Here is a 21409-nt window from a genome sequence, read left to right as displayed (position 1 = left end):
GAAGAAACCGGCGGCGTAAGGTGTGCCGGTAAGTGCGTGCGAGCCAAACGAGGCGTCGCAGGGGACACTGTAAACGGGAGCCGTCGGGGCTCCCGTTTATATTTGGGGCCCCTCGTTTTTTGACTCTATTTCCGCTTTGGGAGCACACGCATGATCAAGACAGAACTCAATTACGGCGACGTTTATCTGGTGCCGAAAAAAACCGTAGTGGACAGCCGCAAGGAGTGCGACACCTCGGTGCAGTTCGGCCCGCGCCGTTTCGACATGCCGGTCTACGCGTCGAATATGAAGTCGGTGGTCAGCGCCGAGACCAGCGAGCTCTTCGCCGCTCAGAACTGGTTCTACACCATGCACCGCTTCAATGTGGACGCGGTGGCTTTCACCCGCGCCATGCAGGAAAAAGGTCTGTTCGCCTCCATCAGCGTAGGCGTCAACGAAGACACCCTCGAACAACTGGACGCGCTCAAGCAAGCGGGGCTCACCCCTGAGTACATGACGCTCGACATCGCCAACGCCTGGTGCGTGAAGGCGGAGCGCATGATCAAGCACATCAAGCAGCTCTTCCCCGATACTTTCCTGATCGGCGGCAACATCGCCACCGCCGAGGCCGCGCGCGACCTGGAAAGCTGGGGCTGCGATGCGATCAAGGCCGGCATCGCCGGCGGCCGCGTCTGCATCACCAAGAACAAGACCGGCTTCCATCGTCCGATGATTTCCACGGTGCAGGACTGCGTGGCCGCGGTCAAAGTGCCGGTGATCGCGGATGGCGGCATCGTCGAGCACGGCGATATCGCCAAGGCGCTGGCCTGCGGCGCCAGCATGGTCATGGCGGGCTCGCTGTTTGCCGGTTACGACGAATCCGCCGGCGAGATCGTTGAGATCAACGGCAAACACTACAAGGAATACTTCGGCAGCGCCTCTCAGTTCAACAAGGGCGCCTACGTCAACGTCGAAGGCAAGAAAATCCTGGTGGAGTACAAGGGTAGCATCGGCAAGCTGTTGCGCGAACTGAAGGAAGACCTGCAGTCGTCGATCAGCTACGCCGGCGGCAACACCTTGCAGGCCTTGCGCAACGCCGAGCTGATCCAGGTTCGCCGCTGATCCGGGCTGCTCGGCTCAGGCGTGCTGCGTCGTCGGACGGGGCGCGTCTTCTTGCGGCTGGGCGCGGCATTGCGCCCAGATCGAGCACTCCAGTTGCATGGCCACCTCGTCGCGTTGATTGAGGGTGGTCCAGCGCACTTTCACCACGCCGAAGCCAGGCTGGCTGTTGGAGCGGCGCTTGTCCAACACCTCCACGGCGACGCGCAAGGCGTCGCCGGCGCGGGTGGGCTGCGGCCAGCGCATCTTGTCGATCTGCATGCCGATCAGGCCGTTGGCCATCTTCCCAAGCTCGGTCTGGGTCACTAGCCGCATGCTCAGGCTGCTGGTCTGCCAGCCGCTGGCGGCCAGGCCGCCGAACAGGCTGTCCGCGGCGCTTTGCGGGTTGGTATGGAAATGCTGCGGATCATACTGCCGTGCGAAGCCGATCAGCTCTTCCTCGCTCAGTACGTGGGTGGGGCTGTGGAACAATTGTCCCGCTTTCAAATCTTCAAAATAGAGCATATCGACTTACGTTCGCGTCACCTCGAGCGCGCAGCTTAACGCGGCCGGCGAAACGGGTCAAAATCCGCAAGGCATTCAGCCTGGCAAGGGGGATATTTTGTCGCAAGATAGACAGTTGGAAGTGTGCGCCGGCTCGCTGGCGTCCTGCCTGGCGGCCGCGCGGGGCGGGGCGGCCAGGGTGGAATTATGCGCCAGCCTGGAAACCGGAGGGGTCACGCCGTCGCCGGGCATGATCGCACTGGCGCGGCAGAGGCTGGACATCGGCCTGCATGTGATCGTGCGTCCGCGCGGCGGTGATTTTCTGTATGCCGACGACGAATTCGAAGTCATGCGCCGCGACGTGCTGGCCTGCCGCGAACTGGGCGCGGACGGGGTGGTGCTGGGCTTGTTGACCGCGGACGGCGACGTGGATGTGGAGCGCACGCGCGAGCTAGTGCGGCTGGCGGGGCCGATGACAACCACCTTCCACCGCGCCTTCGATATGGCGCGAGATCCGGAACTGGCGCTGGAGCAGGTCATCGCCAGCGGCTGCCGGCGCGTGTTGACCTCCGGTCAGGCGCCGGACGCGCTGCGAGGGGCGGCTTTGATCGGCCGCTTGCGTCGTCAGGCCGGAGAGCGCTTGATCCTGATGCCGGGCAGCGGCGTGCGACCGGACACGTTGGCCGAGCTGGCGCGGGCCACTGGTTGTCGTGAATTCCACGCCTCTGCTCGGAGCCGGGTGAGCAGCGCGATGCGCTATCGCCAAGCCGGGGTGAGCATGGGGGCGGCGGGCATGGACGAGTATGACAGGATGGAAACTTGTGTCGAAACCGTGCGAGCCATGACGGATTTGCTGCGCGGATTGGATTGACGCTTGTCTGGCGGAACGGATTTACAGGATGATGATGACATTTACCGGCGGCGGGCCATTTTAAGAGCCTGTTCAAAGTCTTGCGAGCAAGAGCGAGACAAGGCGAAAGCGGCTGAGAAAGCGGAATGTACGCGTGGTGCATGAGCATTTCGAGGACGGTTTCAACGCCGTATCGCCGACGCGCAGCAGATCGTGAACAGGTTCTAAGAGCCGCTAAGCAAACCTCGCGGAGACCTGCACCAAGGCGCGCCGACTCAGGCCTTGAGTGCGACAAGAAGGCTCAACGCAGGGTCAGGGGTTTTGTGAGCGGTTTTAAGGAGCGCAAGATGAGCAAGCCGTCGCATGTGGTCAATATCGACCAGGTGGAAGCCGTGGACTATCGGGAAGGGGATGGGTGGGGCGGCAGCTATCAGCCGTTGACGCCGGCGCTGGACGCCTTGCCCGGCCGGCTGGGCGCCAATCTGACCCGCCTGCCGCCCGGGCGCGCGGGCTGTCCCTTTCATTCCCATGCCCGCGAGGATGAAATCTTCTATGTGTTGTCCGGGCGCGGAGTGCTGCGCCTGGGCGACAGTCTGCAGGAAATCGGTCCAGGAGACTGTATTTCCTGCCCTGCGGGCACCGGCGTCGCGCATCAGATCGCTAATCCCTTCGATCAAGACCTGGTCTACCTCGGCATCGGCGTCAACGACCCGCACGAGGTTTGCGTGTATCCGGATAGCGGCAAGGTGCTGGTGCGCCATCTGAAACAAGTGGGGCGATTGGAAAGCGCGCCGTATTACGATGGCGAGCCGGCGCGCCCAGGCATCTTCGACTTGCTGGAGCGCCAGCAGGTCTTGCCCCGGAAATAGGCGGTTTGGCATGCGGCGGCGGCATGAGCGATAAAGGAACCATCGCTCATTAATGGACAAGGCAATGAAGAGGCGGGGATTAAGTCTTGCGGGAGCGGTGTTGGCGCTGGCCTGGCCGCTGAGCGCGGCGGCGGCGGAGCCCTTGCTGCTCTGCTATGAGGACCAGGCCTCCTATCCCTGGCTGGACGGCCGCGGCGGCGGGCTGGACATTCAACTGATCAAACACCTGCAGAGCGGGTTGAAACGGGAGCTGTCCCTGCATCCAATGCCGTGGCGGCGCTGCATCAATATGCTGCGCCAAGGCAAGATGGACGGCGCTTTCGCCGCCAGCTTCCTGCCCGAGCGCTTGCAATGGGGCGTGTACCCCATGTTGTCGGATGGCGAGCCGGACGCCAGCCAGCGGCTGCATAGCGCCACTTACTCCCTGTACCGGCTCAAGGGCACCACGGTGGACTGGGACGGCGCGCGTCTGTCCAGCGGCATGGCGCCGATAGGCATGCAGACCGATTTCTCCATCGGTGTTTTCCTGCGCAAGCAGCAGGTGGCGATAGACGACAGCAACCGCGATCCGCTGGCCATCCTGCAAATGTTGCGCTTGCGGCGCTTAAGCGGCGCGGCGCTGCAAACGCCGCGCGCGGAGCAGATTCTGCACGACCATCCCGAACTGGCGGAGGCGATAGAGCGCTGCCGGCTGCCTTTGGAGGAGAAGCCTTATTTTCTGATACTGTCTCGCCAATTGGCGTACCGCGAGCCGGGCCTGCCGGGCAGAATCTGGGCGGAACTGGAACGGCAACGGGAAGCGCCGGCTTTTCTCGCCCAGTTGCGGGCGGCGGGAGCGCACCGGGAAGCAGGCGGGGCGGCGCGCAAATGAAGACAGAATGCTCAGCGACCGCTTGCTATCAAACTTAAAGTTTTTGCTTTATTATTTTCCGCTCCATGATTGACTTGGGAATCCCAATGCATAAAAAAACGCTTCTGGCCGCAGGCTGTTTGTGGCTGACCGCCGGACCGGTCTTGGCGGAGGCCTGGTCCTATCCCGGCTGGCAGGATGGCCGCGACACCCGCGTCAAGGCGCTGGCTCTGTTGCAAACCTTGAACGCCACCTTGCTGAGCAATAGCAGCGCCACCCGCACTTTGCAGCAGTGGTGCGCCGATCACCGGATGGCGTCGCCGGCCCAGATTCGCGCCTTGCGCAATCCGGCGGACCACAAGGACGCCAGCGCGGAAGTGCGAGCCCAGTTGCAGGCGCGGCCGGGCGAACGCATCGCCTACCGCCGCGTGCAATTGGCCTGCGGCGAACACGTGCTGTCCGAGGCCGATAACTGGTATCTGCCCTCCAAGCTGAGCGCGGAAATGAACCGCCTGCTGGACAGCAGCGATGTGCCGTTTGGCCGCGCGGTAGCCGCGCTGAATTTCCGCAGGCAGACCGAGGAGGTCAAGCTGCTGTGGTCTCCGTTGCCGGCTGGCTGGGAAATGAAAGCCGCTGCTTCGGAGACCGCCGCCGCCGGGCTGGATATCGCCCAGCAAGTGCTGCAACACCGCGCCGTGCTGTATCGCGGCAGCGACAACGCGCCGTTCAGCGTGGTGGTGGAAACCTATCAGCGCGAAGTCTTCGCCTTCCCGCTGGCTTATTGAGAATCTGTTCATGATCTGCTGCGGGCCAGCAGATAGCTCGAGCCGGGTGCTGGCAGCGCCCGCCGAGTAAACATCACAAGAAAAAACGACCATGATGAAGCAAAAACAAATGCTGGGCGGCCTGTTGGTGGGCAGCCTGATGGCGGGCCAGCCGGCGCTGGCGGACCGCTTGGACGACATCCTGCAACGCGGCAGCGTGCGGGTGGGCACCACCGGCGACTACCGCCCGTTCAGCGAACGCGATTCCGGCGGCGACTACCGCGGCCTGGATATCGAAATGGCCCAGAGCCTGGCGCGGGCGCTGGGCGTCAAGTTGGAGCTGGTGGCCACCAGCTGGCCGACGCTGATGCGCGACCACGCTGCCGGCAAGTTCGATATCGCGATGAGCGGGGTGTCGATCAATCTGGAGCGGCAGAAGAGGGCGCTGTACTCCTTGCCTTATCTGAACGACGGCAAGACGCCGATCACCCGCTGCGAAAACGTCCAGCGTTTCCAGACCATCGCCCAGATCAACCAGCCTCAGGTCAAACTGATCGTCAACCCGGGCGGCACTAATGAAAAGTTCGCTCGCGCCCGCCTGCCGGCGGCCGCGTTGACCGTGCATCCGGACAACGTGACCATTTTCAAGCAGATCATGGACGGCAAGGCGGATCTGATGGTGACCGATGCGGTGGAAACCCGTTACCAGCAAAAGCTGCACCCGGAGCTGTGTGCGGTACACCCGGACAAGCCGTTCGACTTTTCGCAAAAAGCCTATCTGCTGCCCAATGACTGGCGCTGGAAAGCCTGGGTGGACCAGTGGCTGAGCCAGACACTGCAAAACGGCGAGTTCGCCGGCTTGTCGGCCAAGTGGCTGGGAAACTAAGCGGGATCTAAGAATGTGTTTACGATCTCGCGAGTTAGGGCGAGACAAGGCGAAAACCGCTGAGAAAGCGGAATGTGCAAGCGCTACACATGAACATTTCGAAGGGGTACTCACCGTGTCACGTCTCACAACGCGCGGCAGATCGTGAACAGGTCCTAAGTTTCACTGCCGCGTAGTTGCTCGATATAGCAATTGAACAGCTCGGCGTGGCTGGCCACGCCGAGCTTCAGATACAGATTGCGGCGGTGCACCTTGACCGTTTCCGGCGAAATGGCCAATTGCTGGGCGATGGCCTTGCTGGACAGGCCGCACAGCGTCAGCCGCGCCACCTCGGCTTCGCGCTCTGACAGCTTGCCGTGGCCAAAATGACTCAGCGTTTGAGTCAGTTGGTCGGACAGGCGGGCAGAAGGCGGTGCGGGCGCGGAGCTCAACTGCCAGTGGCGCCGCATTGCGGACAGCAGCCATGGCTGCATCACGCGCAGCTTGCCGATGTCGGCCGGCTCGAACTCGCTGGCCTTGCCCAGCGACAATGACAAGACCTGTCCCGCATCGACGCGCAGCAGCACCTGAACCTCGTCCACGCCGACTTCGCCGCTCATGTAGCGTTGAAAATATTCGCTTTGACGGAAGTGGTCCGGCGCGATGTCGGGTAAGTGGTGGATGCCGTCGACAAAGGGGTGCTGGGTGTATTGATAGAAGGGGTCCAGCAGGTACAGCCCCTGGCAGTAAAGCGCCATCGGCGACGCCGCGGCTTGATGTTGAAAATCGCACTCTTCCAGAATCCGCGGCGGCGCATCCGTGTGGTAACAGGCGGCCAGCGCATTGTCCAGCGGCACGCCGCCGCGCAACAGCAAAACCATCTGACGCCAAAACCCGGGCAGGCCAATTTGCGCCATCAGCTGAGCCAGATGATGGTGCAGCGGCAGTTCCTTCAACAAAGCTTCCATCCGGCAATCCCCGCTTGGGGTAACCCATCACGGTGATTGGGCACCTTCTCGCGTCAAAATACACTGTCTTCCGCAAGTCTGACTACAAGACCATAGCGACAAGAGGAGAACAGCATGAGCCAAGAAGCAAGCAGTCCGGGATTGCGCCGCTCGTTGAGCGTGACGGATGTCGTGTTGATTACCGTATCCGGCGTGACGCCGGCCAGTTCCATTTTCGTGATTGCGCCGTTTGCGCTGCAAGGCGCCGGCAGCGGGGCTTTTTTGGCCTTCGCGCTGGCGGCGGCGCTGGCCGTCGCGTTCGCGCTTTGCTACGCCGAGCTGGGCGCGGCCCACCCCAACGCCGGCGGAGAATACGTGATCATCGAACGGGTGTTCGGCCGAGCGCTCAGCCTGCAGATGTATCTGCTGATTCTGTGTCTGCTGCTGTTCATTCCCGCGGTGCTGGCCACCGGCGCCGCGCCCTATCTGAATTCCGCGCTGGGCACCCGGCTGGACGGCGCTGAAGTGGCGCTGGCCATGATTGTGCTGTGCTTCGGCATCGCGGTGCTGGACATCAAGCTGAACGCCTGGCTGACCGGCTCCTTCCTGCTGCTGGAGCTGGCCGCCTTGGCCTTGATCGCCTGGCTGGGTTTCAGCGAGGCGCAACAGCCGGCGACGGTGCTGTGGCAGCCGGTAAAGGCGGGGGCCGACGGCGGCCCGAGCGCGGTGTCCGCCGCGACAATCTTCGCCATGGTGGGGACGGCCGTGTTCGCTTACAACGGTTTTGGCGGGGCGGTGTACTTTGCCGAGGACATGCGAGAAAGCGGCCGGCCGGTGGCGCGGGCGGTGCTGGCTGCGCTGTCCATCGTGGTACTGGTGGAGCTGATACCGGTGACCGCCTTGATCCTGGGGGCGCCGTCGCTGGCGGAGATGAGCCGGCAGGCTGACCCCATCAACTACGTGCTGAGTCATTTGAGCAGCCCGACGCTGGCGCGGGTGATCAGCGGCGGCATCTTTTTATCGGTATTCAACGCCATCATCGCCATCGTGGTGCAAAGCGGCCGCTTTTTGTACTCCAGCGGCAGGGACGGCTTATGGCCGGCGCCGGCGAGCCGGGCGCTGCAGCGCATCCATCCGCGCTTTGGCACGCCCTGGGTGGCCACGCTGGCATTGGCCATCCCATCCGCCTTGTTGACCTTTCATTCCAGCTTGGGCGATCTGGCTTCCTTCACCGTAATCATCCTGATGCTGAACTACTTATTGCTGGCGCTGGCGGCCTTGCGCAGCCGCCTGGGCCTGCACCCTCACCCTTACCGCATGCCGGGCTGGCCGTGGCCGCCCTTGCTGGCGGCGGTTGGCAGCCTGGCCCTGTTGTGGGCGGTGCTGCGGGACGCGCCGGCGCGCGACTGGTGGATTATCGGCGGCATCGCGCTGACCGGGCTCTTGCTGGCGGGCCGTAAGCAGCCCGTCGCGGTATTGATCGTTGAAGAACAGAAAGAGAGGTGATTATGTTGAAACGAGCCAGGGCATTGGGCATTCGCATCGGCCAGGGCGAGCCCGGCCCCTTGAACGCGATTACGGACGTGCCCGGCGTGCGGGTGGGGCATGCCGCCGCCTGGGCGGATTTCGACGACGGCCGCCGCGCACGCACGGGGGTCACGGTGATTGAGCCGCGGCCGGGTTTGGCGCGGCGCAGGCCGTGCTTTGCCGGCGTGCATGTCTTGAACGGCAACGGCGACGCCACCGGGCTGGAGTGGCTGCGCGAGGCCGGCGTGCTGAGCACGCCGATCGCGCTGACCAATACCCACAGCGTGGGCGTGGTGCGAGACGCCTTGATCGCCAGCGAGCGCGAGGCGGTGGCCGGAGAGCCTCAGCTGTATTGGACCATGCCGGTGGTGCTGGAAACCTTTGACGGCCTGCTCAACGACATCAACGGCTTCCACGTGACGGCGGAGCACGCGCGCGCCGCGCAAAAGGCGGCCAGCGGCGGCTTGCCTGCCGAGGGCAGCGTGGGCGGCGGCAGCGGCATGATCTGCCACGAATTCAAAGGCGGCATCGGCACCGCCTCGCGGCGGCTGCCGGCGGAGGCGGGCGGCTGGACCGTGGGGGCGTTGGTGCAGGCCAATCATGGCAAGCGAAGCTCGCTATTGGTGGAGGGCTACCCGGTAGGCCGCCAGCTGAGTTGCATGGAGATTCCCTCGCCGTTTGAAACCGGACGGCTGCCGCAGCCCGGCATGGGTTCCATCGTGGCGGTGCTGGCCACCGACGCACCCTTGTTGCCGGATCAATGCCGGCGGCTGGCGCAGCGCGCCGGCATCGGCATCGCCCGCACTGGCGGCGGCACCGAGGACTCCAGCGGCGACATCTTCGTGGCCTTCGCCACTGGCAATCAGGGCTTGCCGATGACCGATTACGCCGGCAAGGGCGAGTTGACCTGCGCGGTGGAAATGGTGAACGCGGACCATCTGTCGCCCTTGTTCGAGGCGGCGGCGGAAGCGGTGGAAGAGGCCATCGTCAACGCCTTGCTGGCGGCGGGAGATCTGACGGGCAACCACGGTCACGCGGCGCATGGACTTAAGGCCGAGCGCTTGCTGAGCGCGCTGAGGGAAAGCGGCTGGCGTCCGCGTTAAGACCCGCTAACCAAACCCCTGATCCTGCGTTGCGCCTCCTTGTCGTACTACTTGTACTGCCTGCGTCGGCGCGCCTTGGCTCAGGTTCTCTGCGAGGTTTTGTTAGCGGCTCTAAGCCGCAGGTCCGTCAGGCTCCTGCATTGGGTTTGCGCCATGTGATGCTATTATCATTGTGTGGCCGCCCCGGCGGCGAATCGACGTGCAGGAGGCGGGCATGAAGACACCGGACATTCCGGCGGACGAGCCGCAGCGTTTGGCGACCCTACGCGCGTTGGGCGTGCTGGACACGGCGGCGGAGGAGCGTTTCGACCGGCTAACCCGCATGGCCAAGCGCTTGTTCCGGGTGCCTATCGCCTTGGTCAGCCTAGTGGACGAAAACCGCCAGTGGCTCAAGTCCTGCGTCGGCATGTCGACGGTGGAAACAGAGCGCGATATTTCCTTTTGCGGCCACGCCATTCTGGGCGATGACATCTTCTACATCCCGGACGCCTTGGCGGACGAACGTTTCGCCGACAATCCGCTGGTGACGGGCGCGCCGCATATCCGTTTCTACGCCGGTTGTCCGCTGCATGCCGCCAACGGTGCCAAGGTGGGCACTCTGTGTGTGATCGATGTCCAGCCGCGGGAGTTCGATCACGACGACGCACAGGCGCTGCACGATCTGGCGCGCATGGTGGAGGCGGAACTGATTGCCTTTCAGGCCGCCACTACGGATGAACTGACAGGCCTTTCCAACCGGCGAGGTTTCCGGCTGCTGGCGCAGTACAGCCTCAATTTCTGCGCGCGGCAAAACCTGCCGGTCAGCCTGGCTTTTATGGACCTGGACAAGTTCAAGGCGATCAACGATTGCTTCGGTCACGCCGCCGGCGACCAGGCGCTGGCGGCCTTCGCTGAGCTGATGCATGGCTCTTTTCGATCCGCGGACTTGCTGGCGCGGCTAGGCGGAGACGAGTTCGTGGTGTTGCTGTCCGATGTCGGGCAGGAGCGGGCGCAGGCGGCGATGGCCAAATTCGCACGCCATCTGGACGCTTACAACGCCAGCTCCGGGCAGCCGTATCCGCTGGCGTTTTCCGTCGGCATCGTGGAGCTGGACGCGGAGCGCCATTTCTCCATCGAGGCCTTACTGGCGGAGGGCGATGAACTGATGTATTCGATCAAAGCCGCTAAAAGGTAGCCGCAACCAAGTTTTTCGTGGCTGTCCGTGTGGTTTTTGCGCCGGAACTTTCACTTTTCATGCCCCTTTGGTCTGAAAACAGACTGCGCATTGCATGCGTTCCGAATAATATTCATGAGTCCGTTCAAAGCCTCGCTCTTGCTTGCAAGAGCGTAAACACGTTTTCAGAGTGGGCGCGCCGCCTGGAGCGCCGTCCCGACCTCTATGAGTACCGAGCGCACATATCTGGCGGGCAGCATAGGCCGGCACGTGCTGCACTGCTTCACCGCCGAAGCGGCGCGGGCGGCGCACTGAACGCGGCCGCTCAGTCCCGCTCCAGCCAGGCTTTGGCCGCGGCCAGATCGCGCGCCACCCAGTCGGCGTCGGCTTCGAATTGCGCGTCGTCGATACCCGGCTGGCGGAACAGCGTCAACAGCAGCTCGCAACCCTCGTCCCGCGCCAGCAGGCGCAAGGGGACGTAGATTTCCGCCAGACCGGGCGGCGACACCCAGTGATCCAGCACGCCGTAGGCGTTGGCCGGCGAAAAGCGCAAGGGCATCACGCCGTGAGGCGTTTCCGCCAGCCAGCCATCGCCGTCGCGGCGCAAGGCCCCGGCCAGGCCGGACGCCCACAGAGGAAAATTTTCCGGCGGCGCCAGCAAGGCGTAGGCGCGGGCAAAAGGACAGGCGATGCTGACGCTGAGGTGGCGCGGCGGCGTGGACATCGGGTTCTCCGGCGAGGCAATGCTCTTTGAGTGTAGCCGACGGCGGATCATGTGTGCCAAGGCCAGGGTGGCCAGCGAAATCAACGATCTGGTGGTTCTGAAACGGCAATGGCCCAAGCATCTGCTTGGGCCATTGTTTTGGCGGAAGCGGTGAGATTCGAACTCACGGTGGGCTCGCACCCACGACGGTTTTCAAGACCGTTGCATTAAACCACTCTGCCACGCTTCCCGATTCGGTAAGAGGGCGCAATTCTAGCGGGTCTTAGCCGCTTTGACTAGAGGGCCGGCGCATTTGACGCCAGCATTTCCGCCGCGTGCTCGCGCGTGGTCTGGGTCAGCTCCACGCCGCCCAGCATGCGGGCGATTTCCAGCACCCGCTGTTCGCTGTCCAGCGGTTCGATGTGGCTCTTGACCCGGCCTTTGTGCTCGCTCTTGCTGACCTGCCAGTGGTGACTGCCGCAGGAGGCCACTTGCGGCAGGTGGGTGATGCACAGCACTTGGTAGCGCTGGCCCAGCTGGCGCAGCATGTGGCCGATGACTTCTGCGACGCGGCCGCCGATGCCGACGTCCACTTCGTCGAAGATCAGCGTGGGCACGCTGGCCACTTGGCTGATCACCACCTGCATGGCCAGGCTGATGCGGGACAGTTCGCCGCCGGAGGCCACTTTGGCCAGCGGGCGCAGGCTGGTGCCGGCGTTGGCCGCCACCAGGTATTCGATGGATTCCAGGCCGTGGGCGCTGGGCTCGGACAGGGGCGCCAGTTCGATGGCGAAGCGCGCGCCGCTCATCGCCAGGTGCTGCATTTCCGCGCCGATGCGCGCGGACAGCTCGCTGGCGGCTTGGCGGCGTTTACCGGACAGCGCTTCGGCCTGCGTGCGGTAGCGCGCCAAGGTGGAGGTTTCCGCCAGGGACAGCGCTTCGATGTCGGCGGAGGCTTCCAGTGCTTGCAGCTGTTGCTGCCAGTCGTCCAGTTTTTCCTGCAGGTCTTGCGGCTGAACCCGGTATTTGCGCGCGATGCTCATCAGCGCGTCGAGCCGGCTTTCCACTTCGGCCAGCTGGCCGGGGTTTTCGTCGATGTCGCTGGCGTAGTCGCGCAGGCTGTAGACCACTTCGCGCAGTTCGGCGTCCACGGAGTCCAACAGCGACAGGGTGTCCGCCAGCCGCGGGTCCAGGTTGGCCAGCTTGCTGAGCCGGGTTTGCACCTGGGACAGCATGGTCAGGCAGCTGTTGTCCATCTCGGACAGGGTGTCCACCGCCAGCTGTGCGCTTTGCGCCAGTTCGGCGGCGTTGGCCAGCCGGGAATGGCTTTGGTTCAACGCGCTCCATTCGTCCGGTTGTAGATTGAGTTCGCTCAGTTCGTTGATCTGCCAGTTCAGCCTTTCGCGCTCGACTTCGGATTCGCGCGACAGCCGTTCGGCGTCGGCGCGGGCGCGGCGGGCGGCTTGCCAGTCCTGCCAGGCTTTGTGCACGTCGCGGGCCAGCGCGGTGGAGCCGGCGTAGGCATCCAGCAGCTGGCGCTGGGCGTCGGCTTTCATCAGCGACTGGTGGGCGTGCTGGCCGTGGATGTCGACCAAAAATTCGCCCAGCTGCTTGAGTTGGCTAAGGGTGGCGGCCTGGCCGTTGACGAAGCTGCGCGAGCGACCGGATTTATCCAGCAGCCGGCGCAGCAGGAGCACGTCGTCGTCGCCGTTGAGGCCGTTTTCTTCCAGCCATGCGTCGATTTCCGGGCGGCCGCGGGTGTCGAATTCGGCGGTGATCTCGGCGCGTTCGGCGCCTTCGCGCACTTGGGCGCCTTCTGCGCGGTCGCCCAGCAGCAGGCTCAAGGCGTCCAGCAGTATGGACTTGCCGGCGCCGGTTTCGCCGGTGAGCACGGTGAAGCCGGCTTGGAAGTCCAGCGAGATGCTGTCGACGATGACGAAGTCTTTAACAGTCAGCGATAGGAGCATGGGTGTTCGCGTCAGGTGTCAGAGCAGGCGCTCGCCCCAGTGGAGCTTGTGGCGCAGCATGTCGTAGTAGTTGTAACCCACTGGATGCAGGATGCGCAGCGGGTTGCGGTAGCGGCGGATCAGCACGCGGTCCATTTCCATCAGGTCGCAATGGGATTGGCCGTCGAAGTGCACGCGCGCGTCCAGGCCGCGGGTGAGCATGAATTCCACTTCGCAGGAGTCATTGACCGCGATGGGGCGGTTGCTCAGCGATTGCGGGCAGATGGGGACCAAGGCGATGGCCTGCAGCGTGGGGTGCAGGATGGGGCCGCCGGAGGCCAGCGAGTAGGCGGTGGAGCCGGTGGGGGTGGAGACGATGAGGCCGTCCGAGCGTTGGCTGTAGACGAACTGGTTATCGATGAAGACTTCGAATTCTATCATCGAGCCCATCGCGCCGCGGCTGAACACCACGTCGTTGAACGCCAGCGCGTTGGCCACCTCCGCGTCTTCGCGTATCACCGCGGCTTGCAGCAGGATGCGGTCTTCCGGCACGAAATCGCCGCGCAGGATGGCGTCCACCGAGTCCAACATCTCGTGCAGCGGGATATCGGTCATGAAGCCCAGCCGCCCCTGGTTGATGCCGATCAGCGGCACCCGATAGGGGGCCAGCAGCCGGGCGATGGACAGCATGGTGCCGTCGCCGCCCAGCACAATGACGATGTCGGCCAGCTTGCCCATGTCGTTGCGGTCTATCAGCGCGTGCGGGCCGGCTTCTTGCTGGGTGGCGCTGTCTTTGTCGATCAGCACGGTGGCGCCGGAGGCGGACAGGTGGTCGGCCAGCCGGCGCAGGGATTCGACGATGGCGGGCTTGCTGTGCCGCGCCACCAGGCAGACGTGTTTGAACAGTCGTTCCATGGCGTTGTTTCAGTAAGGGGTGGGCGTATCGTTCAAAAAACTGTCGTCGTTGGGTTTCTTGCCGGTGGCTTCCAGCGCTTTCAGGTAGAAGCGCACCAGGTCCGCCAGAGAGTCTACACCGAGTTTGTTGAACAGGTTGGCCCTATGTACTTCTATGGTGCGCGGAGACAGGTCCAGCACCCGGGCGATTTCCTTGCTGGACATGCCGTCCGCCACCAGTTCCAGCACTTCGCGCTCGCGGCCGCTGATGCGGGCGAGCAGGCCCATCACTTCCTGGGTTTCTTCTTCCTTGCGGTGTTGCAGGATGCTGAGGCGTATGCCCTTGCGCAGGCTTTCGATCAGCCGCGCTTGGTCTATCGGCTTGGTCAGAAAGTCGATGGCGCCGGTTTGGAAGGCGCGGCGGCATTGTTCGATGTCGCCGTGGCCGGTGATGAAAACGATGGGCAAGGTCACGTTTTTATTGATCAGTTGCTCCTGCAGCGCCAGGCCGTTGATTTGCGGCATGCGGATGTCCAGCACCAGGCAGGCGATGTCGTTGCCGCCGTAGTGGGCGAGAAATTCCATCGCGTTGGGGAAGGTGACGGTGCGCATGCCTTGCGCGGCGATGAGCATGGCCAGCGAATCCAGTACGGCCGGATCGTCGTCGACGATGTAGACGGTTGGCGTGGTGTTTTGCATTGTGTTTTTGACTCCTGCCGGTTACCCCGTTGACGGCGGCGCGTCCCTTTGCGGCAGTTCAATGATGAATTCCGCGCCGCCGGTTGATTTGTTGCGTGCGCTCAGCTTGCCGCCAAACGCTTCTATGGCAGTCTGGCAGATGGCCAGGCCCAATCCCATGCCGCTGGCTTTGGTGCTGAAGAAGGGCGCGAAGATGCGATCCAGCAATTCCGGCGCGATGCCGGCGCCGTTGTCGCCTATGCTGAGCCGGATCCAGCGGCCGTTCAGGCTAGTGGCGATGCTGAGCCGCCCCCAGGGGGCGACGGTTTCCATGGCGTCCAGCGCGTTGCGCATCAGGTTCAGCACCACTTGTTCCAGTTGTATGTTGTCAGCGTAGACCAAGGGCAGATCATGGCAAATATTCTGCTCAATATGAATATCGTGGGTTTTTAGTTCGTATTCCAGCAGGTTGAGCGCATTGTCCACCACCTGGTTCAGATCAATGGGGGTGAATTGCTGGGTTTTTTTGATCACGAATTCGCGCAGGCGCTGGATGATTTGACCGGCGCGGCTGGCTTGGGTGACGGAGGAATCCAGCGCGCGGCGCAGCATGGCCATGTCCGGCTCTTCGTCTTCCAGCAGGCTGAGGCCGGCCTGGCAGTAGCTCATGATGGCGGACAGCGGTTGGTTGATCTCGTGTGCGATGCCGGAGGCCATCTCGCCCATGGTGTTGATGCGGGCGACGCGGGCCAGCTCCATTTCGTGCTGGCGCAGGCGGGTTTCGCTGGCTTCCAGCGCGGCCAGCATGCGGCGGCGGATCGGCGCGGTATCGCGGAAGGTCAGCACCGCGCCCATCAGCCGGCCGTCGCGGCCAGGCAGCGGGGAAACCGAGCCTTCGATCAGCAGTTTTTCGCCGTCGCTGCGCATCAGATAGCAGTTTTGCGCCAGCAGCACGGTTTCGCGGCGCTGGATGGCCTTGTGCACCGGATCCTCCTCTACCTGGCGCGCAAACTCGTAGTTGAGCCTCACCACTTGATGCAGCTTGCGTTGCGCGGCGTCCCGGGCTTTGAGGCCAAGCAGGGTTTCCGCCGCCGGGTTGAGGTAGCGGATGCTCAGGTCGATGTCGATGCTGATCACAGCGTCGCTGATGCCGCTGAGCGCCACCATCGCGTATTCGCGCTCGCGGTGGAGCTTGTCTTGCGCCTGTTCCTGCGCCTGGCGGTTTTGCGCCCGCAGCGCCAGGATGACCAGCAACAGGTAGGCCGGCACCATGGAGAAGACGGCGCTGAGCAGGAGTTCCAGCGGAGCGGTGCGGTCGAAACTGAGCTGGCGGCGCACCGTCAGTTCATAGGGCAGGTAGGGCGTGTCCAGGCTCTTGCGGATTTCCAGGGCCGGCAGCAGCCATTGCGCCAGCCAGCCGGGCTGGTCCTGTTGCTGATGGCGGTAGATGAGCGGGTCGTAGCCGCTGGGCGCGCTGTCCTTGCGCTGTAAGGCCACGCTGTAGCGCGTCGCCATATTGGGGGTCAGGCTGACCAGCTTGTCCAGCGCCAGCACCTGCACCACCATGCCCGCGGTCTGCTCGCTGCGCACCAGCGGCACTGGCGAGGGGGCTTCGGTATTGTAGATGGCGGAGAAGAAAGCCAGGGCCTGCTTGCCGTTGTTGAGGCGCAGCACCGGGGATACCGCCTCGCCCTGACCCATCGCGCGGTGGACGGTGGGCGCCAGCACGGTGTCGGCCAGCAGGTCCAGGCCCATTTCGCGCCAATCGTCGGAGGCCAGGCCGGGCTCGGCCATGCTCAGCGGCAGGTAGCGCGGCCGTTTAGCCGCCAGCCGCCAGGCTTGTTGCTGGTCCCAGGCGTTGTCCTGCTGGTGCTGGTAGTCGCGGATGCGGTAGGGCTGGCCTTGCAGCTGGCTGCGCATGCGTTCGAATTCGCGGCGGTAAGCGTGGCTGACCAGCGGCTGGTAGCCGATGAAGTAGAGCTGAGGCTGTTCGCGCGCCAGAGACTCCACCAATAGGCGGATGCGCGCTTCACGCAGGCTGTTTTCCTGATCGACGATGTCGACCACGCTTTGTTGCAGCATCTCGCTTTCCTGCAGGCGGGTCTGCAGGCCGGAGAGAATCAGGCTGTGCACCTGTTGGTGTTCCTGATGCTGCTGATTGAGGTCCAGCGCCACCGATTGGCCCAGCAACAGGGCGAAGGTGAGCAGCCACAACACGGCGCAGGCCAGGCGTCCGCGGGGGGAGGCGGTGCGCAACAGGTCCAGGTGACGGGTGAAGGCGGTGCGGAATGCAGTGATGATGCTGTGCTTGTCTGCCATGGGGAGGTTGGGTTCGTCCGGCGCGCAGCCAATCTGGGCATCGCCGCTACTGTGCCGGATTATAGCGGCGATGCCCGGGGCGCGCGAACCAAGCCGGGAGCTGGGTTCGCCCCTGGCAGGGTGTGGCTTATTTCTTCAAGTAAACAGAAAAATGTTGCTGAAACTTGGCCAATTTTGGCGCTACAACCATCTGGCAATAGGGCTCGTGGCCATGTTGATCAAAGTATTGCTGGTGATAGTCTTCCGCCGGATAAAAAGGCGCCGCTGCCTCCAGCCGAGTGACGATGGGCGCCGGGTAGTCGCCGGCCAGGTCCGCCAGCTTTCGTTCCGCCGCCTGACGCTGTTCTTCGTCGTGGTAAAACAGCACCGACGCGTATTGGGGGCCGACGTCGTTGCCCTGGCGGTTGAGGGTGGTGGGGTCGTGCAACGCGAAGAAGGCGCGCAGCAGGGTGTCGTAATCGATCTGGGCCGGGTCGTAGCGGATCTGCACCGCTTCCACGTGGCCGCTGCGGCCGCCGCAGACTTCCTTGTAACTGGGGTTGGCGCCGGGGCCGCCGGTATAGCCGGAAATGGCGCTGTGGACGCCGGCCAAGCGGTTGTAGGCGCTTTCGATGCACCAGAAGCAGCCGCCTGCGAAGGTTGCGGTTTTCATGTTTGGCTCCATTGACGGGTGGGATGAGTATGAGTCGTGTCGGGGAGAGGGATCTGTCCCTCGGCGCCGAAAATTTGCCAAGCCAGGCGCACGGTTTCGGTCTGGATCGCCACGGTGTCCTCAATTGGCACCGCGTAGCCGCCGCCCATGACGACGGCGACAGCGGCCTTGGCCTGACGACAGGCTTCCAGCACCATGCGGTCTCGTGCGGCCAGGCCGTCGAAGCTTAGCGCCAGCTTGCCCAGGCGGTCGCCGGCGTAGGGGTCGGCGCCGGCCAGGTAGAACACCAGGTCCGGGTCCGTGGCGAACAGGCGCGGCAGTTGCTCGGCCAGAATGGCGAGATAGGCTTCGTCGCTGGCGCCGTCCGGCAGTTCTATGTCCAGGTTGCTGGCTTCGCGGCGGAAGGGAAAGTTGCCGGCGCCGTGCATGGAGAAGGTGAAGATGCGGTCGTCGCCGCGCGTGATGGCGGCGGTGCCGTCGCCCTGGTGCACGTCCAGGTCTATTACCAGCGCGCGTCGGGCCAGGCCTTCGTCCAGCATCAGCCGCGCGGCCACGGCGATGTCGTTGAACACGCAAAATCCGCTGCCCATCGCGCGGCCGGCGTGGTGGGTGCCGCCGGCCAGGTTGACGCCGCAGCCGCGCGCCAGCGCCCAGCGGGCGGCGGCGATGGTGGCGCCCACCGAGCGACGGCTGCGTTCCAGCAGTTGCGGGCTCCAGGGCAAGCCGATCTCGCGCTGCTCGGCGGCGCTGAGCGCGCCGTTGAACACCTTGTCCAGATAGGCGTCGTCGTGGGCCTGCGCCAACTCGTAGCGGCTGGCCGCCGGCGCGGCGTCCATTGCTTCGGCGGCGAACCTCGCCACCGCCTGCGCCAGCAGCGCGTATTTTTGCGCGGGGAAGCGATGGCCGGGCGGTAGCGGCAGCGGAAATTGATCGGTGCGGAAAATGCGCATCGCGGCGCTCAGAAGGCTTTGACCAAGGCGAAACGCGGCAGGGTCTGGCCCTCGTGAGCGACGCTTTCCTCGAACATGCCGGCCGGGCGCGCCCACAGGCCGAACTCGCCGTAAAGCGCGCGGTACATCACCAGCAGTTCACCGGTTTCGGAGTGGGTGGCGGTACCCAATACTTCGTAGAGCGGTCCTTTGTAATGGCGATAAATGCCGGGAGCGATTTTCATGGGGCCTCCTTGGGTTTACGGCAGATGGGCGAGGGCCTCGGCCATCAGTTGGAACAGGCCGTCGGCGTCCACCTCGGTCAGGTAGAGCGCGTTGGGCTCGCGGCCGGATTCTCCGTGCCAGTCCACCACGGTGGCTCCGGTGGTGTAGTGGCCGGCCAGTTCCACTACCACGTTGACGATGCGGCCGCGGAACAGATCGGGGCGCAGCAGGTAGGCGATCACGCAGGGGTCGTGCACCGGCGCGCCGTCCTGGCCCAGCTTTTGCACGTCGTAGCGCTCCAGAGACGTCAGCAGCGAGGCCGCCAGCGGCCCGCAGCGGTTGGGGAGGTCGCGCAGCAGCGCCACGCGCGCCGGAGTGGTGGTTGCCTGGTGGGTGACATCCAGCGGCAACATGACGATGGGCGCGCCGCTGCGCAACACAATGTCCGCCGCGTGCGGATCGGTATGAATGTTGAACTCCGCCGCTGGGGTCATATTGCCGCCGGCGAAATAGCCGCCGCCCATGAGTACGATGCGGCCAATGCGCGCGGCGATGTCCGGCGCCCGGCGCAGGGCCAGCGCGATATTGCTCAATGGCCCCACCGGGCAAAGGGTGACGCTGCCCGGAGGTTCGCGGCGCAGCGTGTCGATGATGAAGTCCACCGCATGCTCTGAGCGCACCGGCATCACGGGTTCGTGCAACGGCGCGCCGTCCAGGCCGCTGGCGCCATGCACATGTTCGGCGCCCTGGTAGGGCTGGACCAGCGGCCGGTCTGCGCCGGCGTAGACGGGCACGTCGCCGCGTCCGGCCCATTCGCAGACCATGCGGGCGTTGCGGGTGGTCAGTTCCACGCCGACGTTGCCGGCCACCGTGGTCAGCCCCAAGAGCTCGATGTCAGCGCGCGCGCCCAGCAGGAACAGGATGGCGACCGCATCGTCCAGGCCGGGGTCCGTATCGAAAATGACGCGGTGCTGTTTCATGTCGGCTCCAATGGGCAATGTCATCAAGGGGGCGAAGGATGCCGCAGCGCTTGGCGGCGCGTCAAGGCGCGGCCGGCGCTGACGACGAGGGCTCGCTCCATTCATAGACTCTGAATTCGGTATCCAGTTTAAACCCTGATCGTTCATACAGCCGCTGCGCGTTCAGGTTGTCGTGCGCGGTTTGCAGCGTGACGCCGCCGCCCAGCGCGGCGACATGGCGCTGGCAATGTTCCAGCAATAATTGGCCGACGCCGCCTCCGCGAGAGGCCGGCGATACGAACAAGTCGTGCAGCAACCAGTGCGGACGCAAGTCTAGCGAGGAGAAACCAGGATAGAGCAGGGCGAAGCCTTGGACGCCGGCCGCGTCTTCGGCCAGGAAAACCACCGCTTCGCCCTTGCGCAGCCGCTGTTCCAGAAAGGCGGCGCAGGCCTCCGCCGGCTGCGTTGTCCGATAAAAATCGAGATAGGCCAGAAATAAGGGCAGCCATGAGCCGACGGACTCCGCGTCGGCCTGGCGAATAGCGATTTGCATTGAATGCCTTTCCCCGCTTTGCGGTACAATATTCGCCTTTTTTCCGGCGATGTTTGCAATGAAATTGGTTCTTGCCCCGATGGAGGGCCTGGTGGACGAGGCGATGCGCGATGTGCTGACCCGGGTGGGCGGCATTGATCTGTGCGTGACCGAGTTTGTCCGCGTCACCTCGGCGCTTTTGCCCTCCCGCACCTTCATGCGGCTGGCGCCGGAGCTGGCGCGCGGCGGCAAGACCCGCGCCGGCGTTACGGTACGAGTGCAATTGCTGGGTTCGGACCCGGTTTGCCTGGCCGAGAACGCGGCCAAGGCCGCCAGCCTGGGCGCGCCGGGCATAGATCTGAATTTCGGCTGTCCGGCTCCCACTGTCAACCGCCATCGCGGCGGCGCCGTTTTGCTTAACGACCCTGAACTGCTGTTCCAGATCGTGCAAGCGGTGCGCGCGGCGGTGCCAGCCGAAATACCGGTTACCGCCAAGATGCGGCTGGGCTATGAAGACAAGAGCCGGGCGCTGGAGTGCGCGCGGGCGTTGGAGGCCGGCGGCGCGCAGGAACTGGCGGTGCATGGCCGCACCAAGGTGGAGGGCTACCGCCCGCCGGCGCACTGGGACTGGATCGCCCGCATCCGCGAGAGCGTGGCGGTGCCCGTGGTGGCCAACGGCGAAGTGTGGACGCTGGACGATTACCGCGCCATCCGCGAGCAAAGCGGCTGCGACACGGTGATGATAGGGCGGGGCCTGGTTGCCTGCCCGGACCTGGCTTTGCGCATCAAGCGCCAGGACGGTGTCGAACCCATGCCCTGGAACGAGATGCAGCCCTGGGTGCTGGACTTGTTCCTGCAGGGCCGCGTCCAGTCCGAGGATGGACGCTACCCGGTGGCGCGCACCAAGCAATGGCTGGGGCAACTGAAACGAACCTGGCCGGAGGCCGGCGCCTTGTTTGAGCGCATCCGCAGGCTGACCACGCCGGACGAAGTGGAGCCTGTACTGCGAGACATGCTTGCTAAGTAAATGTACTCATATCTAAATGCTATGGGAATGTGTAGC

At 64.1% G+C, this 21409-nt stretch carries 22 protein-coding genes and 1 tRNA gene; 10 read left to right on the top strand and 13 right to left on the bottom strand.

The window, feature by feature from the left end; translation table 11 throughout:
- The first annotated feature begins 150 nt into the window (after positions 1-150).
- Positions 151-1101: a GMP reductase gene (locus tag DXT74_RS16045; RefSeq protein ID WP_194426460.1), complete on the top strand. Its 951-nt coding sequence runs from the start codon at positions 151-153 to the stop codon at positions 1099-1101.
- 15 nt (positions 1102-1116) lie between these two features.
- On the opposite strand, the gene DXT74_RS16040 is transcribed toward DXT74_RS16045, so the two are convergent.
- Positions 1117-1602, bottom strand: coding sequence for a MaoC family dehydratase (locus DXT74_RS16040; RefSeq protein WP_019100372.1), 486 nt, complete (start codon positions 1600-1602; stop codon positions 1117-1119).
- A gap of 97 nt (positions 1603-1699) precedes the next feature.
- On the opposite strand from DXT74_RS16040, the gene DXT74_RS16035 reads away from it, so the two are divergent.
- From DXT74_RS16035 to DXT74_RS16015, 5 genes are all read left to right on the top strand, one after another.
- On the top strand, positions 1700-2452 hold the full coding sequence (locus DXT74_RS16035; protein ID WP_194426459.1) for a copper homeostasis protein CutC: 753 nt from the start codon (positions 1700-1702) through the stop codon (positions 2450-2452).
- A gap of 326 nt (positions 2453-2778) precedes the next feature.
- Positions 2779-3300: a cupin domain-containing protein gene (locus DXT74_RS16030; RefSeq protein ID WP_052052229.1), complete on the top strand. Its 522-nt coding sequence runs from the start codon at positions 2779-2781 to the stop codon at positions 3298-3300.
- 64 nt (positions 3301-3364) lie between these two features.
- Positions 3365-4171 carry a transporter substrate-binding domain-containing protein gene (locus DXT74_RS16025; RefSeq protein WP_161523609.1) on the top strand — a complete coding sequence of 269 codons (807 nt, stop codon included), beginning with the start codon at positions 3365-3367 and terminating at the stop codon, positions 4169-4171.
- 86 nt (positions 4172-4257) lie between these two features.
- Complete coding sequence (locus DXT74_RS16020; RefSeq protein WP_043593544.1) at positions 4258-4935, top strand: hypothetical protein; 678 nt, start codon at positions 4258-4260, stop codon at positions 4933-4935.
- Between the two features lie 91 nt (positions 4936-5026).
- The gene (locus DXT74_RS16015; protein ID WP_194426458.1) at positions 5027-5800 is read left to right on the top strand and encodes a transporter substrate-binding domain-containing protein; all 774 of its coding nucleotides are present in this window, start codon (positions 5027-5029) and stop codon (positions 5798-5800) included.
- A gap of 155 nt (positions 5801-5955) precedes the next feature.
- On the opposite strand, the gene DXT74_RS16010 is transcribed toward DXT74_RS16015, so the two are convergent.
- Complete coding sequence (locus tag DXT74_RS16010; RefSeq protein ID WP_194426457.1) at positions 5956-6747, bottom strand: LuxR C-terminal-related transcriptional regulator; 792 nt, start codon at positions 6745-6747, stop codon at positions 5956-5958.
- 114 nt (positions 6748-6861) lie between these two features.
- Between DXT74_RS16010 and DXT74_RS16005 the strand changes: the two genes are divergently transcribed.
- From DXT74_RS16005 to DXT74_RS15995, 3 genes are all read left to right on the top strand, one after another.
- Positions 6862-8232: an APC family permease gene (locus tag DXT74_RS16005; protein WP_194426456.1), complete on the top strand. Its 1371-nt coding sequence runs from the start codon at positions 6862-6864 to the stop codon at positions 8230-8232.
- Between the two features lie 2 nt (positions 8233-8234).
- On the top strand, positions 8235-9356 hold the full coding sequence (locus tag DXT74_RS16000; protein WP_161523612.1) for a P1 family peptidase: 1122 nt from the start codon (positions 8235-8237) through the stop codon (positions 9354-9356).
- Positions 9357-9570: 214 nt separating this feature from the next.
- Entirely contained in the window at positions 9571-10530 is a 960-nt protein-coding gene (locus DXT74_RS15995; protein ID WP_043641744.1) for a diguanylate cyclase, read from the top strand.
- A gap of 304 nt (positions 10531-10834) precedes the next feature.
- Here DXT74_RS15995 and DXT74_RS15990 read toward each other — a convergent pair whose 3' ends face one another.
- The 11 genes from DXT74_RS15990 to DXT74_RS15940 all read right to left on the bottom strand — a co-directional run bounded on the left by DXT74_RS15990 (position 10835) and on the right by DXT74_RS15940 (position 20367).
- The gene (locus DXT74_RS15990) at positions 10835-11233 is read right to left on the bottom strand and encodes an SRPBCC family protein (protein ID WP_194426455.1); all 399 of its coding nucleotides are present in this window, start codon (positions 11231-11233) and stop codon (positions 10835-10837) included.
- A 139-nt stretch (positions 11234-11372) separates the two neighbouring features.
- Positions 11373-11462, bottom strand: a tRNA-Ser gene (locus DXT74_RS15985).
- Between the two features lie 46 nt (positions 11463-11508).
- Positions 11509-13179 carry a DNA repair protein RecN gene (gene recN, locus DXT74_RS15980; RefSeq protein ID WP_043641747.1) on the bottom strand — a complete coding sequence of 557 codons (1671 nt, stop codon included), beginning with the start codon at positions 13177-13179 and terminating at the stop codon, positions 11509-11511.
- Between the two features lie 18 nt (positions 13180-13197).
- Positions 13198-14073, bottom strand: a complete 876-nt coding sequence (locus tag DXT74_RS15975) for an NAD kinase (protein ID WP_019103054.1) — start codon at positions 14071-14073, stop codon at positions 13198-13200.
- A gap of 9 nt (positions 14074-14082) precedes the next feature.
- The gene (locus DXT74_RS15970; RefSeq protein ID WP_043641750.1) at positions 14083-14751 is read right to left on the bottom strand and encodes a response regulator transcription factor; all 669 of its coding nucleotides are present in this window, start codon (positions 14749-14751) and stop codon (positions 14083-14085) included.
- A 21-nt stretch (positions 14752-14772) separates the two neighbouring features.
- On the bottom strand, positions 14773-17049 hold the full coding sequence (locus DXT74_RS15965) for an ATP-binding protein (RefSeq protein WP_194426454.1): 2277 nt from the start codon (positions 17047-17049) through the stop codon (positions 14773-14775).
- Between the two features lie 127 nt (positions 17050-17176).
- On the bottom strand, positions 17177-17701 hold the full coding sequence (msrA, locus tag DXT74_RS15960; protein ID WP_043641752.1) for a peptide-methionine (S)-S-oxide reductase MsrA: 525 nt from the start codon (positions 17699-17701) through the stop codon (positions 17177-17179).
- Entirely contained in the window at positions 17698-18651 is a 954-nt protein-coding gene (locus DXT74_RS15955; protein WP_194426453.1) for a histone deacetylase, read from the bottom strand. The genes msrA and DXT74_RS15955 overlap by 4 nt, the downstream gene beginning before the upstream one ends.
- Before the next feature lie 8 nt (positions 18652-18659).
- On the bottom strand, positions 18660-18875 hold the full coding sequence (locus DXT74_RS15950) for a DUF1653 domain-containing protein (RefSeq protein ID WP_043593565.1): 216 nt from the start codon (positions 18873-18875) through the stop codon (positions 18660-18662).
- Between the two features lie 15 nt (positions 18876-18890).
- Positions 18891-19835, bottom strand: coding sequence for a nucleoside hydrolase (locus tag DXT74_RS15945; protein ID WP_194426452.1), 945 nt, complete (start codon positions 19833-19835; stop codon positions 18891-18893).
- Positions 19836-19896: 61 nt separating this feature from the next.
- Positions 19897-20367 carry a GNAT family N-acetyltransferase gene (locus DXT74_RS15940; protein ID WP_043593569.1) on the bottom strand — a complete coding sequence of 157 codons (471 nt, stop codon included), beginning with the start codon at positions 20365-20367 and terminating at the stop codon, positions 19897-19899.
- A gap of 58 nt (positions 20368-20425) precedes the next feature.
- On the opposite strand from DXT74_RS15940, the gene DXT74_RS15935 reads away from it, so the two are divergent.
- A complete protein-coding gene (locus DXT74_RS15935) occupies positions 20426-21373 on the top strand; it encodes a tRNA-dihydrouridine synthase (RefSeq protein WP_194426451.1) in 948 nt (315 codons plus the stop codon).
- The last annotated feature ends 36 nt before the right edge of the window (positions 21374-21409 follow it).

It is taken from the genome of Chromobacterium sp. Rain0013, from assembly GCF_015291765.1.
GTDB lineage: Bacteria > Pseudomonadota > Gammaproteobacteria > Burkholderiales > Chromobacteriaceae > Chromobacterium > Chromobacterium haemolyticum.
The sequence above is the reverse complement of the archived record's forward strand: the minus strand, read 5'-3'. Positions and strand labels throughout refer to the sequence as shown.